Origin of the sequence: Bacillus altaicus (genome assembly GCF_042136375.2) — a bacterium.
Classification (GTDB): Bacteria; Bacillota; Bacilli; order Bacillales; family Bacillaceae_G; genus Bacillus_A; species Bacillus_A cereus_U.
This window is the reverse complement of sequence record NZ_CM143394.1, coordinates 3176073-3190990: the sequence shown is the minus strand read 5'-3', so window position 1 is coordinate 3190990 and position 14918 is coordinate 3176073. Positions and strand designations below refer to the sequence as shown.

Here is a 14918-nt window from a genome sequence, read left to right as displayed (position 1 = left end):
CTCGTTATAATTTATATATTGAATTTAAATGGATGTAATAAAAGATAGTATTACGAAGAAGTAGTAAATTAGAGCATAGTTAACAACTGTTTCTATTTTATACATATAATCGATCATTTCAGATACAACGAAACAGATGTCGCTTTAACAAGGAGACCATTCGATACTATGAACGTTTAGGCTTAATTCCAGAGCCTAATCGTACCGAAAAAGGATACCGAATGTATTCCCTACAAATGGTCGATCGTTTGAATTTCATAAAACGGACGCAGGAATTGGGGTTTACCTTAAATGAAATTGACAAATTGCTAGGGGGTGTCGATCGCAATGAAGCAAAGTGAGGTGACATATATGATTTCACTGTTCTTAAATTAGAGGACATCCAACGTAAAATTCAAGACCTTAAAAAAATTAAACAACTGTTGATAGACCTTAAGGAAAGATGTCCGAAAGCAAAGATATTTACGAATGTCCTATTATCGAAACTTTAATGGATTCAGAAAAGAAAGCAGAAGAATATTTAAATAATAAATTGTAAAGGTGGAAGAATAATGGAAGATTGTTGTAGTAACCTTAAAGGAATAAAAATTGAAAATAATGGTCATTGTCCATCATGTAAAAATAAAGCTAAGAATGTAAAGTTGATTACATTAAAATCATTGCTTAAATCATCTGCATTAGAAACATTAAATGCTAAAGAAAATCACTATTTTTGTTCAAACGAAGATTGTGATGTAGTCTATTTTGATACGAATAATAAAAAATACTTTGTATCTGCCATAAAGGTAGCTGTACATCAAAAAGATGACTCAGCAACTACACCAATTTGTTATTGTTTTGATTGGACAAAAGAAAAAATTAAACAATATGTGGAAAATGGACTTACTCCTAATCCAGTAGAGCATATTCGCGAAAACATAAGAGAAAACCGATGTGGTTGTGAAGTAAACAATCCACAAGGTAGTTGTTGTTTAGGCAATGTTACAACTTATATTAGAAAAATGTCATAAGGAACCTAAATGTTGATTTTTTTTACCAAAATACTTGGGGGTATTTCAAAATCTTACGTTGATGGGTATGTGACGGTGCCCCATGCTTACCAAGCTAGTTGGTGTATGTTAAGTAAATCTTATGGATTTGTATATCTCATCCATCCACTTTCAGATTGTTTGGCTTTATACTTCCCATAAGACAGAAGCTTCATTGCCGAGCGATTGGCCGCATGAAAAACCAAGTTCAGCTTCCATTCTTCCTCCATTTCACTGGGATAGGTGGTGGATTCATAAACATAATAACCCGCCATGATACAGGGGACTACTTGCTCCGGTTCAAATCCATAAGCAGTTGCATCATCCACAACCAAATCAATGAGGCATTGGTTTCCATCTTTAACTTTTTTCTGGAGTAATTTTTTTACCGATCCTGGTACTAATTCTAATATTTTATCCTTCATGTCAGTCACCTCATCTTTTATTGTGTCCAGATAGCCTGGGGATATGTGTCAAACAGAATGAAATTCCAACCGTAATTGCACAGGTTTAACAAGATCTTAAGGACTATATCACCCTAAAAGGGAAAATGGCTTTAAATCCAAGAAATCTGGTGATACAGGGAAAAACGTATTCGTTCATTTTGCAGTCGATTGGAACGAAACAATTCAAATGTAGGAAAACGTGTCGTGTCTAAAGTGGACAACCTATGTTTCTATGATTCTCCATATTGGCAGGATAATAATGTTGCAGGCTTTGTAGATGCAGGAATTTCTTGAAAAGGTTTCGAAGTAGTTATTATACTGACGTTATTCAAAGGAGCAGGAAAATGCAAGGAAATATATCAATTCTTTTAAGTAATGTAAAATTAAAATAGTTGAGAAAGAGAAAGAAATATCAAAAATACAGAGGTGGCTTGCTTGCTAAGAGAAGAATTAAAGAAACGTGCAATATCGATGGTCCAAATTCCTAGTCATTTTCAACCTCTCATAGAGGAGTATGTTGAGCGAGAGAATGGAGAAGGAGAGGCTATTTTTTCATGGACAAACGAAGAACAAGATGAGGGTATTACTGTTAATCTGGATTTATCTGGTAATTTGACTGGTTTAACAATTGATAATAACGATAAAAATTCAGATGTGATTCCTTTAAATATAGAGGAAAAAAGAGAATGTGCCGAACAATTCTTACTTAGCCATTATCCTGAAGCATTAAAAGATTTAACATACTATAAAACAAAAAAAATTACTTGTGCAGACCGTTTTTACTATGAACAAATCGTTATGGACTTACCGTTAGAACATGCTGGTTGTTATATTGATATAGACCTCGCGGGGAATATTGTTAACTTTACATATAAAGGTGTAAAAAGGATTCTTGTTATTCCAAAAATGTTGATTTCAAAAGAAAAACTGGTTGAACACGTACAAAATAGACTTAATTTTCAACTGACAATTGCAAAGTTGTCTACTGCTACTCATGATGTAGCAGTAGATGGACTCCGTCTTGTGTACGAACCTGAGCAATTTTTTATGAAATATAAAGCTGACGTTTTGAAACCAACGTTAACGATTATACATGACGAAGACGCTCCGCAAACATATGTCTTGCTTACTCCTCCTTCGAGTACGACCGTACGAAAAGATTTATCTATTGAAGATATCATTGGTATTACCGAGAGGATGGAAGTCATTCGTGAAGTAGATATGGGAGAAGAAGCGGGCATAGTGTGGCGTAATCGAGACTGGGAGATGAAGGAAGCGGATTTATCTATAAATGGCTTTTTCAAAAGACAGTCAGAAGATACAGTTAAAGCCTTCATTTCAAAGAAAACTGGTAAAATCAGAAGCTTTATGTGGTTTAATGAACGAAGTGGTGATCTTAGACTTAGTCGTGAGGCATGTTATCAAAAAGCCATTGCGTTTTTACAAATGATTGTTCCAGATTATTATCGGTATTTACAACTGATTGTTCGAGAAAACGAGGAAGAAGAGGATGATTCTTCAATGAAAGAATCATTTACATTCCATATGCATAACGGTCATGGTATACCAATTCAACTTGAATTAGTTATGGTTGTTGTTAATCGTCAAACAGGACAGGTTGATCATTATAGTGGACCGCGTTTTGATATGGAACAATTGAGCCAAATCCCTGTTGAACCGGTTATTTCAAAAAAAGAAGCAAGTGAAATATTTATCAATCATTTGGATTTTGAATTAGCTTGGAACAAAAATTATGATAGTGAAACAGAATCCTATATCCTTGTTTATCGAGCGTGTGATCGTCATTCCAGGACCTCCATCCAGTACATTGATGCCATGACTGGAGCAGTTATTTCCAATATAGATAAATAACATGTGATGACGTCAAATTGCACAGGTTCAAAGGGACAAAATTAACTAACCAAACTACAACTATGTTTTCTTATTCAACTAAATCTATAGTTAATTAAGGATTAAGTGATTTTAAGATAGTTATTCCATTAAAGGGCGCGATTATTGAACAATACAGACAGAAAATGATCAAACTTTTTTTATAAAAGCTAAATAATTAATCTCAAAAGTTGAATCCATTTTGATCAATCTTGAACAGCTCCGACCCCAAGGGATGGGTAGGAAATGGACCAATGAGTAGGGGGAGATAAATGGCGGTTAGGCAAAAGCCTAAAGGGTCTTCTTGTTAAAGAATCAGTATAAGGTATCGTAATCAGTTCGTTCTTATAGAAAGAAAGTGCTGCGGCTCCGAAGCGTTCTTACATCTACGGAATTGTTCCATTGTAAAAGTTTTATCACCAATGGAAAGGGAAAAATATAGAAAAGATAAAAACTAACACGGTAGCCTAAACTACCGTGTTAGTTTTTATCTTATTATTTGTTTCGTAATAAACGCATACTGTTAAGGATTACAATAAGTGCAGCGCCTGTATCACTTAGGACAGCCATCCAAAGAGTAAGCCAACCTGGGAAGATAAAGGCAAGGGCGATAAATTTAATAATCAATGAGAACCAAATATTTTGTTTTATAATGTGCAATGCTTTCCGACTTAGTTTCATTGTATAAGGAAGTTTTTCAAGATTATCTGCCATTAATACAATATCTGCCGTTTCCATTGCGGTATCAGTTCCTGCACCGCCCATTGCAATCCCTAGGTTTGCAGTAGCGAGGGCAGGGGCATCATTTATGCCGTCCCCAATCATAGCCACTGTTTTTCCTTCAGATTGAAGTTGTTTGACAGAATGAACCTTATCTTCTGGAAGTAAGTTAGCAAAATAGCGATCTACTTTTGCTTTCTGTGCAATGTGTTCAGCTGTTCCTTCATTGTCTCCTGTTAACATAACAGTTTCTCGAATACCTGATTGTTTTAATTCTTGAATTGTTCCATAAGTAGTAGAACGAATGGAATCTGCTACTGAAATCATTCCTAAAATTACTTTGTTCGTTCCAACAAGTATTACGGTTTGACCAATTCTTTGCATCTCCTGAATCGGTTCGTTCCACATTTGAAGTGAAACTCCAAAACCTTCATATAATGCTTTATTTCCAGCGTAGTATGTTTCGCCATCTATCGTTACTTGCGCACCTTTTCCTACAATGGCGCGAAAGTCCGTTCCACTATGGATAGAAGTATGATGCTCTTTCGCATATGCTGTAATTGCTTTTGCAATGGGATGATTAGAGTATTCTTCGATTGTTGCAGCAATGGATAATAACTCATCTTCAGTACAATCTACGCTTCGCACATGCATTACTTTTGGTTTTCCTTCAGTCAATGTTCCTGTTTTATCAAACGCAATAGCATTTAATGAACCTGCGATTTCTAGAGCAGTACCACCTTTAATGAGTACACCGTTTCTTGCTGCATTTCCAATTGCAGATACAATAGCAACAGGAGTTGAGATAACTAAAGCACAAGGACAAGCAACAACAAGAAGTTCTAATCCTTTATAAATCCATTCCATCCATTCGCCCATACCAAGAAGGGGAGGGATAATCATGACACCAATTGCTAATACAAAAACGATAGGTGTATAGATTTTTGCGAAACGATCCACAAATGCTTCTGTCGGTGCTTTCTTTTCCTGTGCTTCCTCCACAAGATGAATAATTCGAGATAACGTAGTATCCTCAACAAGTTTAGTTACTGTAATCTCAAGCGAACCTTCTTCATTGATAGTTCCTGCATATACGGAATCACCAATTTGTTTATCGATTGGGATAGATTCACCAGTTATCGGCGCTTGGTTTACAGTAGAAGTACCTCCTGTAATTGTTCCGTCTAATGGGATTTTTTCACCTGGCTTCACAACAATCGTTGTATTCACTGCAATATCATCAACAGATTTTTTTATAAGTTCAGTTCCAATTTTTACCCAAGCTTCTGATGGTGCTAAATCAATTAATCCGCGAATGGATTCTCGTGTACGTTCAATTGATTTATTTTGTAGCGTTGCCCCTAATGCAAATAGCCAAACAACTGTTGCACCTTCTAGCCATTGACCAATTAATGCAGCACCAATAGCGGCCGATATCATGAGAACGTTCATATCGAGGGATTTACTTCTAATTGCATAAAAAGAACTTTTAGCAGGTTTATAACCACTAATACCAATGCTCATAGCATAGAGAAGTGTAATAAGAAGAGGGGATATGATTGTAAAACTTCCTCCAAATCCTAAAGCTAAAAATAAACCTGAGAGAATCAAAGTTGTATTTTTTGATTTGGAAACAGGTGTTGATCCTCTACGAGCTCCAGCTAGAGACGCTTCAAATCCTGCGTTGGACACTTCTTTTATAATGTCATCCACATTTCGGTCATGACGAATATGCATTTTTCCAGTAGCGAAGTTTACTCGAACTTCCTCCACGCCAGAAACGTTGTGTAGATGCTTTTCGATTGTTAAAGCACATGCCCCACAATCCATACCTTCTACAAGATAAGTTTGTACGCCATCTCCTGATATTTTCTGATTATTAAGAAGAGGTGATGGGTCTTCGCATGAGCTATCACTACAGCAAGAAGATTTTGATGTCACTGATTCTTTTGGTAGGGCTAATTCAGATGAACAACAGGTTTCAGTTTTAATAGAATTGTTGTTACTACTACAGCAAGAGGTTTCCTTAGTAATAGGGATAATTGGAATCTCTTTTTTAGAAGAGCAACATGACGATGTTGCTTTTATAGTTTCTTCTTTTTCTGTTTTGGTTTCACCATTACAACAAGAAGTGTTTTTAGCAACTGGCACAATAGGAATCTCTTTTTTGGAAGAGCAACACGATGAAGTTTCCTTTACTAATTCTTCTTTTGTGGGTGTTATGGAAGGATCTTGACAGCAATTCGCTTGTTTTTCGCTCATCTTTTTATCTGTCATGTCAGTTCTCTCCTTTTTGAGATAAACAACCATCGTTTTTATCACATGATGCTACTTCATTTTGTACCTCATGAAAGACAACATCGAACATTGTAAGTAACTGTTCAATTTGTGTACTGCGTAAGGAATAGTAGACATATTTTCCTTCTTGTCTACCTAGGATGATGCCGCATCCCTTTAAACAGTTCAGATGTTGTGAGATATTTGACTGATTTCCTTTAGTGATTTCTACAATTTCGGATACCGTTTTTTCACCATCCAACATACATTGAAGAATCTGAAGTCTTGTTTTATCAGCAAAGCCTCGAATAAATTTGGCTTTAATATCTAAGTCATTTGAGTTGCACAATCGTATTCACTCCAATCGTATTAGTCATTACTAATATGTTTATTCTTCATTCATATTAGCATTGGCTAATATGTGTGTCAAAGTGTTTTCGAAAAGTCTGATAAAAATTACTGCGCTTTATTTTTTACTGTGAGAAGGAATGTAAATAATGAATAAAAAATAATATAGTTAGTGGAAGCGAAGGGTATGTTATAGTGTTTGATGCACGCATTAAGAGATTTTATGTAACAGGAAAGAGAAGCTTTTTGTTTAAATTTCAGGGTATACAAAATGTTAATGTTGACTGGGATTTATTTCTCATGCTAACATATAGATAATTTAATCAAGGCGGTGGAAATGTATTGGACTCAGATGTTGACTCGGATAGGTGGCTAAATGACCTCGATTTTCTCAGAGTACCCCTCATCATTTTGAGAATGTAGATTTTATACAATCTCATGTTAATGTGTATGAAATTGTAGGTATGGAAAGAGAAAATATATCAGGAGGTGAATCCTTTAGTTTCAAGGAAGCTAAGGGAATTAGTTGGACATATTTAATTTAATCATGGTAGTGGTTTTAATCGCATGTACTGCATTTTTCGTGGCAATTGAGTTTGCTATTGTAAAAGTAAGAGGTTCAAAGATTGATCAATTTGTATTAGAAGGAAAGAAGGGTGCGCTGGCAGCTAAGAAAGTGACATCAAACTTGGATGAATATTTGTCAGCTTGTCAATTAGGGATTACAGTTACAGCAATGGGACTCGGGGCACTAGGTGAACCAACGATTGAGAGACTTTTACATCCTTTATTTGATAAGTGGAACATCAATCCTTCCATTGCAGGTGTATTATCTTTAGGAATTGCTTTTACTATAATGACGTACTTACATGTTGTAGTTGGTGAATTAGCACCAAAAACATTGGCGATTCAAAAGGCTGAGAAGGTTACTTTATTACTTTCGGCTCCGCTTATCTGGTTCTACAAAATCATGTATCCTTTTATTCGCTTGTTAAATGGCTCTGCAAGGATGATAACAGGAATGTTCGGCTTAAAACCTGCATCAGAGCATGATGTAGCACATACAGAAGAAGAATTACGATTGATTCTTTCTGAAAGTTATGAACGTGGAGAAATTAATCAAGCTGAATACAAATATGTAAATAATATTTTTGAATTTGATAATCGTATTGCGAAAGAAATCATGGTTCCCCGTACAGAAATTATAGGGCTACATGTAGATAACTCTTTAGCAGACCATATGAAAATAATCCGTGATGAAAAGTACACACGTTACCCAGTATTTGGGGAAGATAAAGATGAAATCATTGGCATGTTGAATGTGAAAGATTTCTTTATTCGTTATATGAATAAGGAAACAAAAGAATTCAGTTCTATTCAATCGTATACGCGTCCAGTAATTGAAGTAATTGAGACCATACCAATACATAATCTTTTACTACAAATGCAAAAGAAACGTATTCCGTTGGCTGTTTTATATGATGAATACGGCGGTACGGCTGGTATTGTAACCATTGAGGATATTCTGGAAGAGATTGTAGGAGAAATACGTGATGAATACGATGAAGATGAGCGTCCACCCATCCAGCAAATGAATGAAGGTCATGTTGTCGTAGAAGGCAAGGTATTAATTAGCGAATTAAATGATTTACTAGGATTACATATGAATGATAGTGATGTTGACACGATTGGTGGTTGGATTCTGATGCAGAATTATGATATCCAAGAAGGGCAAACAGTAAATAGCGAAGGATATGTATTTAAAATTCTTTCTAAAGACCCTCATCAAATCAAACGTGTTGAAATACAAAAAGAAATGTTGGAAGCAGCAACTGTATAGTTGCTGCTTTTATTCAGCTGATAACATGGTAGCCCTCCTCATTAAATTCATTGATTGATCAACTCTGTATCTGTTAACACATTACCGAAATAGGGAATGATTGTTTCCTTTGTATTCAAGGTTCAACACTTCTTCGATATTGTAAAATGTATCTCATTTATACAGATTGTAATATAATTTAAATGTAAATTCTTAGCGTAAAATAGATTGAAAGTAACAAATGTTGAGAAAGGGTACCTTTGTCAATATTAGTATTTGTATTTCACTAGATAATAAAAAATGTAGAATGATTTCATTTCTGACATTGTTATTTACTAGTAATCAAAATAAAGAATAAAGAAATTTCTCGGCTGGAAATTTTCACACAGTCATAAAATGGAGGCAATAGTTATGCAGCAAATTAAAAAAATAGGAAACGCATTTTGGTATATGACACCTGTTTCCGAGACTGATAGACCTATCTTAGGAATGGTAGTTGGAAAAGAAAAGACTTTGATGATAGATGCAGGTAATTCAGAAGCACATGCACAATTGTTTTTAGAAATGCTAAAAGAGCAAAATATCTCAAATCCTGATTTTGTAGCATTGACGCATTGGCACTGGGATCATATTTTTGGATTGCCTGTACTACAAAATGCATTGTCTATCGCACATTCTGAAACAAAAAAAGAGATGAACGCACTTGTTTCTTATGAGTGGTCAGATGAGGCATTGGACGCACGAGTGAAAGAAGGTACAGAAATTGAATTTTGTGCGGATTGTATAAAAAAAGAGTTCAGTGAACAAACAAGAAATATTCAAATTATTCCACCGTCCTTAACCTTTCAGAAACAACTTGAATTAGACCTTGGTGATGTGACATGTGTGTTAGAGCATGTGGGCGGAGACCATTCACATGATTCTGTTGTTATTTATATTAAAGAAGAAAAGATTTTGTTTTTAGGAGACTGTATATATGCAGATATCTTTTCTACAAAGCGGAACTATACAACGAAACGAACGTTTAAACTGATACAAGAATTAGAGAAATTTGATGCTGAGACATATATTCTTTCCCATGGGACAGCTATAAATCGGGATGAGTTTTCACAAGAAATTCATTTGCTAAAAACAGTAGGAACTTATACGGAAACACATAAAGGTGATGAAGAGAAGATAAAAGCAGCATATAAACAAGAACTAGATAGAGAATTAAATGAAGATGAGCTAGAAACAATAGAGTATTTTGTAAATGGTTATGAAATGGTTAATCTGTAAAATCTAACTTTAATTAAATTGATGCTTATTCTGACCAAATGCAATTTAACTGTACAAAAAGAGTATTGAAAATTAATTCAATACTCTTTTTAATAATTAAATATTTAGTCCCAACCAATTTCTAAATCTTTTTGCTGGCCCATCATCTGGGTTTATACCACTTTCAAGACTGGTTGTGATTAGCAGCTTTTTTAGCTAATTCAGTAATATATTCAAAGAATGCATCACGTTTTACATCATAAACGACATTTACTGGTCTTCCGTTAGCAGTTTCCACTGTACGTCCTTGGCTGGGTCCGTATGTATGAACGATACTAGTAATCTTTTTTGTTTTTGCAAGATCAGCTCTCCCAACAAAAGCAGCAGTTAATACATCCCACAAATAGTAGGTAGAATTAGTTGAAAAGTGAACGAGAGGAGGGACCCTTGCATAGCATTGACCAAGGAAGTCAACACCAATATACTTTCTCTCTTTTGCCCAACGTTCACGTACGTCTAAAGTTAGTGGAACCTGATTAGTACTTTCTAGAGTTACTAAATCAATTACTATATTAGCATCCCAAACACGAGCTACTGCTTCGGGATCCCAAAATGAATTCCATTCGGCTGTTCCGTCATGTTCTGGCTCATGTACATTTCCCGCAGTACGAAATGTACCGCCCATCCAAACGAGAAGTTCAATTTTATCTTCGATTATTGGAGATTCATATAGTGCACGGGCAAGGTCAGTCAGGGGCCCTGTAAATAATAAAGTTGTTTTTCCATCAGTTTGTAGAAGAGTCTCTATTATATGATGATGTGCAGGTTTAGCTGCCGCGGGTGTTATAACTTTTCCAAACTCATTTAAAATTGGTAAAGCATCTACATAAAATGCATGCATCCGCCAGTCTTTTGGAAATGGGTTTTTCCCACGAGAGTTGGACGCTGCTACCTCAATACTACTTTTACCAAAACGATCGATAATTTTACGACTTGCATACATTGCTGGTTCTAAATAGCAATCTGCTGGAATAACAGAGACTCCAGTCAGTTCCACATTGTCCATCTGTAGTAATAAAAATAACGAAATTAAATCATCTACACCGCCATCATGATTGAAGTATACTTTTTTCTTCATAATAATCTCCATCCTATATGATTTAGTTAGGAATTAAATATGAATTGAGGCAAAGTCATCAATAATTTCCACCACTTCAATTTGCCCGTTAATCAATAGCTCAGGAAGTTCATTTCTAACGTTTCCTTCCCAATACTCTCTAGCCTGTTCCATTTTTTGAGCGAAAGGAATACCATCTTCTTTCGGTAAAAGATTTGCATCACCTTCAAAAGAATTACCGATCACTCGTAGTTTAACAATCTGCAAAACTTTTCGATTGTAAGAATCAAATAGCGCTTTCCATTTCAAAGCATCTTCATAGCTTTTGGAAGCATATAAGCAAGACAACCTTGAGGGATATTCAGGGAATTCTTGCAGTCTGACCATTTCTACAATCGTTTCTCTAACCGCTCTAATTGTTTGATCTATATAATTTATAACTACTTTAGCACTTTCATTATTTATATGTAATTCCTCATTGATATAATATCTTTTTAAAATTTGAATGGAGTCTTCATCATGAGAATTTAATTGTTCTCTTTCAAAAAAGAAGTGATAGAGGGTATTAGTTTGATTTTTGTCAAAGTGAATGATTTGTCCGAGGTTCATTTTTTTTCTAGTAACAACGTGATAAACGTAAAATTCGTTCTTGTTCATGATTTTCCTCCTAGCGTTTTTTCATATATAAACGGAAATTATAGAATTATTTTATAAAAAGCTTTACGGATTGCTGTTTCTCTAGGGTCATCAAACATTTGCATACCAACTCGTGTCATTGCATATGAAAAACCGACTCGATTAATTGGATCAGCAAAACATAAGGAGCCACCTGCACCAGGATGACCAAAGCAAGATGGATTTCCATAGTTAGAACCGGTTGTTAACGGCTTGAAAAACCCTAATGAAAATGCCGTGTCGACGGTTTGGACAGCATCACGCCAGCCATTTTTCGTTTGGATAGGTGGTTTGGATAATTCATCTAATGTATGTTGGATTATTCCTAAGTGAGGACCACCACTAGCAAATTCGCTATATATTTTGGCCATATCACGTACTACTCCAATACCATTTCCAGATGGGAATTCTACTTCTCGTAATTCTCTTCTGTTGAAATTATCATGAGCTAATAATCCTTTTGGATCAACCATACTACGTTTTGCTAATGATTTTGGATTCATTAATGCCCATAGTAAGCTTTTAGGGAAGGAGCCGAAGTTTTTAAATATATCAAAGATAGATTGGATTCCTTTAATAGTCGCTATTCGTTCATCCGAAAGGGTAGAGGGGATACCAATATACATTTCGGCTTGCAAGGGACATGAAATTTCTTCATTGAAAAATTGAGTCAGACTTCTGCCCTTTGGATCTACATGACGAATTAACTCACTTATATACCAGCCGATTGTCCAAGTATGATAGCCGTGTTTTGTACCAGGTTCCCAAGCTGGTTTCATAGTTTCTAAATATGGGGCAACGTTTTTGGTATCAAAGTCACTAAGTGTATGTAATGGTAATTCATTAATACAGCATAATCCCGCTGTATGTCCAAGTAACTGCCGGACTGTAATATTTTCTTTTCCATTTATCCCAAATTCATTCCAGTAAGTAGATACTTTTTCATTGTAATCTATATACCCTTTTGAATGGGCTAAAGCTAATGCAAGAGCAGCAAACCCTTTTGTCCCAGAAAATATGAGAACTGCTGTATCTTCTGTCCAAAATTCCTTAGTTTGGTGATCACGATACCCACCCCATAAATCAACAACACACTCACCGTTGAAATAGATACAACATGCCGCCCCTAATTCTTCACGAGTTGTAAAATTTTCTATAAATGCATCCTTAACTTTTTCAAATCCAGGTTTGACGAAACCGTCAATATGAATAGTTTGTTCCATTATTTAATCTCCTTACTTTTAAGTATTGGTATCGAAAAAATGTTATATATAGTAATACAACATTGAGATATGTAAAACCTTTATAAAAAAATAAAGTTATAGAACATGAGAATTCAAGTGAAAAAGGGGAGAGATCTGAAATTGATTTAAAAACGTTCGCAAAACGTTCACAAAATTTCCGCTTACGAAGGAGTTTCCAATATCGATATAATGACAAAGACTTAAACAGAAAGGATGATAGAAATTGCCAACAACAAGAAAGGAAAACCTCCAATTTGGTATGATGATGTGCCTCGGGATGGTTATCGTTATGACGTTTTACAATGTAGTAATGAATGGAGCAGGAGGGCCAATTCATATTAAGGGGATCTTAATAGAACTTGTTATCGGATTTATTATTGCGTTATTAATTGAAATATGTATCGTTGGACCGTGTGCGAAAAAGATTGTATTTGCATTACCATTTGATAAATCAAAAAAAGTAAACATGATTATTGCGATGGCAACAACATTGGTAATTGGAATGGTATTCTTTATGTCATTTTACGGAATGGCTATGATGTATTTACATAATGGGTTACATGGTGACTCATTCGTTACAATTTATTTTTCGGTTTTTATTAAAAATTTTATTATGGCGTACCCACTTCAATTAATAATAATAGGACCGTTTGTACGTTTCTTATTTGGAAAGTTTGTTTTGAAGAATAAAGGTGTTAATGTAGCCTAGTTAAATTTGTTTTATTCAATTATAAAAATTAAACAATGCTATGGATTCAATGTATCGAAAGAATTTGAAATGCATGTTAACAAATGAATTATTGAAGTCATGTGAAAGGGATTTAGTTAGGATAATAAACTTCTTAGTGCACGTTGTTAAAAAGCTGTACCTTTTTTTGTATAAGGGTACAGCTTTTGTTGTGAAATTTGTTTGGACTTTATATGGAAAAATGCAGCAATTATTCGCCTGTTGAAAAATTAATATGAATTTAAAGGGGAGAGCTAAGTATGTAAAGAAAAAATATAAGTGAATGTGATCTCGATTTGTGGTGGGATAAAATTCATTTTGAAGTAGGACTTAGTCGGAAGGCGAACTTATACATTTAGTAGTTAGTTAAAAATGAAAGCCTAATAGTAAGGGCATTATACATAAGGGAGAGACGCAAAGTGATTCATTATATGTTAAAAGATGGTGAACTTTATTTAGATATATCCGGTATTAAACATTGGTGTAAAGTTGCAGGGGCGGCTCATAATACAGTTCCTCTCATTATTATACATGGAGGTCCAGGTGGTAATCATTATGTATTTGAGAGAACTCTGGGAATGAAATTAGAAGAATATTTAACTGTAGTTTATTATGAACAAAGAGGTTGTGGGCGTAGCGAGGCACCTCAAGATGACAATGCCTATTCTATAAATACGTTAGCAGAAGATTTAGAGGAATTAAGAAAGCGATTAAATATAAACAAGGTAAATTTGTTAGGATATTCTTTTGGTGGACAACTTTGTTTAGAGTATGCTTTAACATATCCGGAAGCAGTTGAGAAAATGGTATTACAGGCACCATTATTAGACGATTATGATGAAGTGTATAAGGTGCAGATAGATGGGTTCCTAAAAGTAACGGAAGGGAACATGAAAGAACAAATATCTATAATTAGTAAGTCGGAAATCTCCTTGAAAGAAAAAAACAATCAAGTTTGGAACATTGTTGATACTGAAGTTGTTGATCGGCTATTGTTTAAAAATCAAGAATTTGCAAAGTTAAATCGTAGTCTTTGGGAAGAAAGTCATTTAAATAATACAGGGAAGATGAGTAAAGTTATTTTTGAAACGAAATCAATTGTACCGCTTATTGAGCGCATTAATGATTTGGAACAAGATACATGTGTCATTGTTGGAGTGTATGACTATAATACTGGTGTGGAAATGAGTAAAAGGATAACGAGTCATATGAAAAATAGTAAACTTGTTATATTTGAAAATAGTACACATTTTCCAGATATCGAAGAAACAGATAATGTATGTGAAACGATTATAGAGTTTTTAGAAATATAGTATAAAAACACGGATAGGATTAATTGTTTGAATATTGAATTATATAAGTTGTGAATT

General features: G+C 34.7%; 12 protein-coding genes and 2 pseudogenes. 7 read left to right on the top strand and 7 right to left on the bottom strand.

Annotated features, from left to right (window positions below):
• Positions 1 to 122: 122 nt before the first annotated feature.
• Together merR and ACE38F_RS16625 are read left to right on the top strand one after the other, a co-directional pair.
• Positions 123 to 538 (top strand): annotated as a pseudogene (gene merR / locus ACE38F_RS16630) (Hg(II)-responsive transcriptional regulator).
• Between the two features lie 13 nt (positions 539 to 551).
• Positions 552 to 1010, top strand: coding sequence for a putative iron-sulfur cluster-binding metallochaperone (locus tag ACE38F_RS16625; RefSeq protein ID WP_375369220.1), 459 nt, complete (start codon positions 552 to 554; stop codon positions 1008 to 1010).
• Positions 1011 to 1129: 119 nt separating this feature from the next.
• Here ACE38F_RS16625 and ACE38F_RS16620 read toward each other — a convergent pair whose 3' ends face one another.
• Positions 1130 to 1453, bottom strand: a complete 324-nt coding sequence (locus ACE38F_RS16620) for a hypothetical protein (RefSeq protein ID WP_375369219.1) — start codon at positions 1451 to 1453, stop codon at positions 1130 to 1132.
• Between the two features lie 456 nt (positions 1454 to 1909).
• Here ACE38F_RS16620 and ACE38F_RS16615 point away from each other — a divergent pair, with 456 nt between their 5' ends.
• A complete protein-coding gene (locus ACE38F_RS16615) occupies positions 1910 to 3346 on the top strand; it encodes a YcdB/YcdC domain-containing protein (protein ID WP_375369217.1) in 1437 nt (478 codons plus the stop codon).
• Positions 3347 to 3859: 513 nt separating this feature from the next.
• Here the strand turns inward: ACE38F_RS16615 and ACE38F_RS16610 are convergent.
• Together ACE38F_RS16610 and ACE38F_RS16605 are read right to left on the bottom strand one after the other, a co-directional pair.
• Entirely contained in the window at positions 3860 to 6361 is a 2502-nt protein-coding gene (locus ACE38F_RS16610; RefSeq protein WP_375369215.1) for a heavy metal translocating P-type ATPase, read from the bottom strand.
• 1 nt (position 6362) lies between these two features.
• The gene (locus tag ACE38F_RS16605) at positions 6363 to 6710 is read right to left on the bottom strand and encodes an ArsR/SmtB family transcription factor (RefSeq protein ID WP_002109853.1); all 348 of its coding nucleotides are present in this window, start codon (positions 6708 to 6710) and stop codon (positions 6363 to 6365) included.
• Between the two features lie 525 nt (positions 6711 to 7235).
• On the opposite strand from ACE38F_RS16605, the gene ACE38F_RS16600 reads away from it, so the two are divergent.
• Both ACE38F_RS16600 and ACE38F_RS16595 read left to right on the top strand, forming a co-directional pair.
• Positions 7236 to 8549, top strand: a complete 1314-nt coding sequence (locus ACE38F_RS16600; protein WP_215556304.1) for a hemolysin family protein — start codon at positions 7236 to 7238, stop codon at positions 8547 to 8549.
• A gap of 390 nt (positions 8550 to 8939) precedes the next feature.
• Positions 8940 to 9806 (top strand): MBL fold metallo-hydrolase, encoded by an 867-nt coding sequence (locus ACE38F_RS16595; protein WP_215556305.1) that lies wholly within the window; start codon positions 8940 to 8942, stop codon positions 9804 to 9806.
• A gap of 96 nt (positions 9807 to 9902) precedes the next feature.
• Here ACE38F_RS16595 and ACE38F_RS16590 read toward each other — a convergent pair.
• From ACE38F_RS16590 to ACE38F_RS16575, 4 genes and pseudogenes are all read right to left on the bottom strand, one after another.
• Positions 9903 to 9992 (bottom strand): annotated as a pseudogene (locus ACE38F_RS16590) (SMI1/KNR4 family protein); the annotation flags it as partial.
• Entirely contained in the window at positions 9970 to 10923 is a 954-nt protein-coding gene (locus ACE38F_RS16585) for a nucleoside hydrolase (protein WP_375369214.1), read from the bottom strand. The gene ACE38F_RS16585 and the pseudogene ACE38F_RS16590, both read right to left, overlap by 23 nt.
• A 33-nt stretch (positions 10924 to 10956) precedes the next feature.
• Positions 10957 to 11559 carry a DUF2441 domain-containing protein gene (locus ACE38F_RS16580; RefSeq protein ID WP_215556307.1) on the bottom strand — a complete coding sequence of 201 codons (603 nt, stop codon included), beginning with the start codon at positions 11557 to 11559 and terminating at the stop codon, positions 10957 to 10959.
• A gap of 38 nt (positions 11560 to 11597) precedes the next feature.
• Positions 11598 to 12800 (bottom strand): serine hydrolase domain-containing protein, encoded by a 1203-nt coding sequence (locus tag ACE38F_RS16575; RefSeq protein ID WP_375369212.1) that lies wholly within the window; start codon positions 12798 to 12800, stop codon positions 11598 to 11600.
• 244 nt (positions 12801 to 13044) lie between these two features.
• Between ACE38F_RS16575 and ACE38F_RS16570 the strand changes: the two genes are divergently transcribed.
• On the top strand, positions 13045 to 13530 hold the full coding sequence (locus ACE38F_RS16570) for a DUF2798 domain-containing protein (RefSeq protein ID WP_375369211.1): 486 nt from the start codon (positions 13045 to 13047) through the stop codon (positions 13528 to 13530).
• A 449-nt stretch (positions 13531 to 13979) separates the two neighbouring features.
• Positions 13980 to 14861: an alpha/beta fold hydrolase gene (locus ACE38F_RS16565; RefSeq protein WP_375369354.1), complete on the top strand. Its 882-nt coding sequence runs from the start codon at positions 13980 to 13982 to the stop codon at positions 14859 to 14861.
• Positions 14862 to 14918 lie beyond the last annotated feature (57 nt).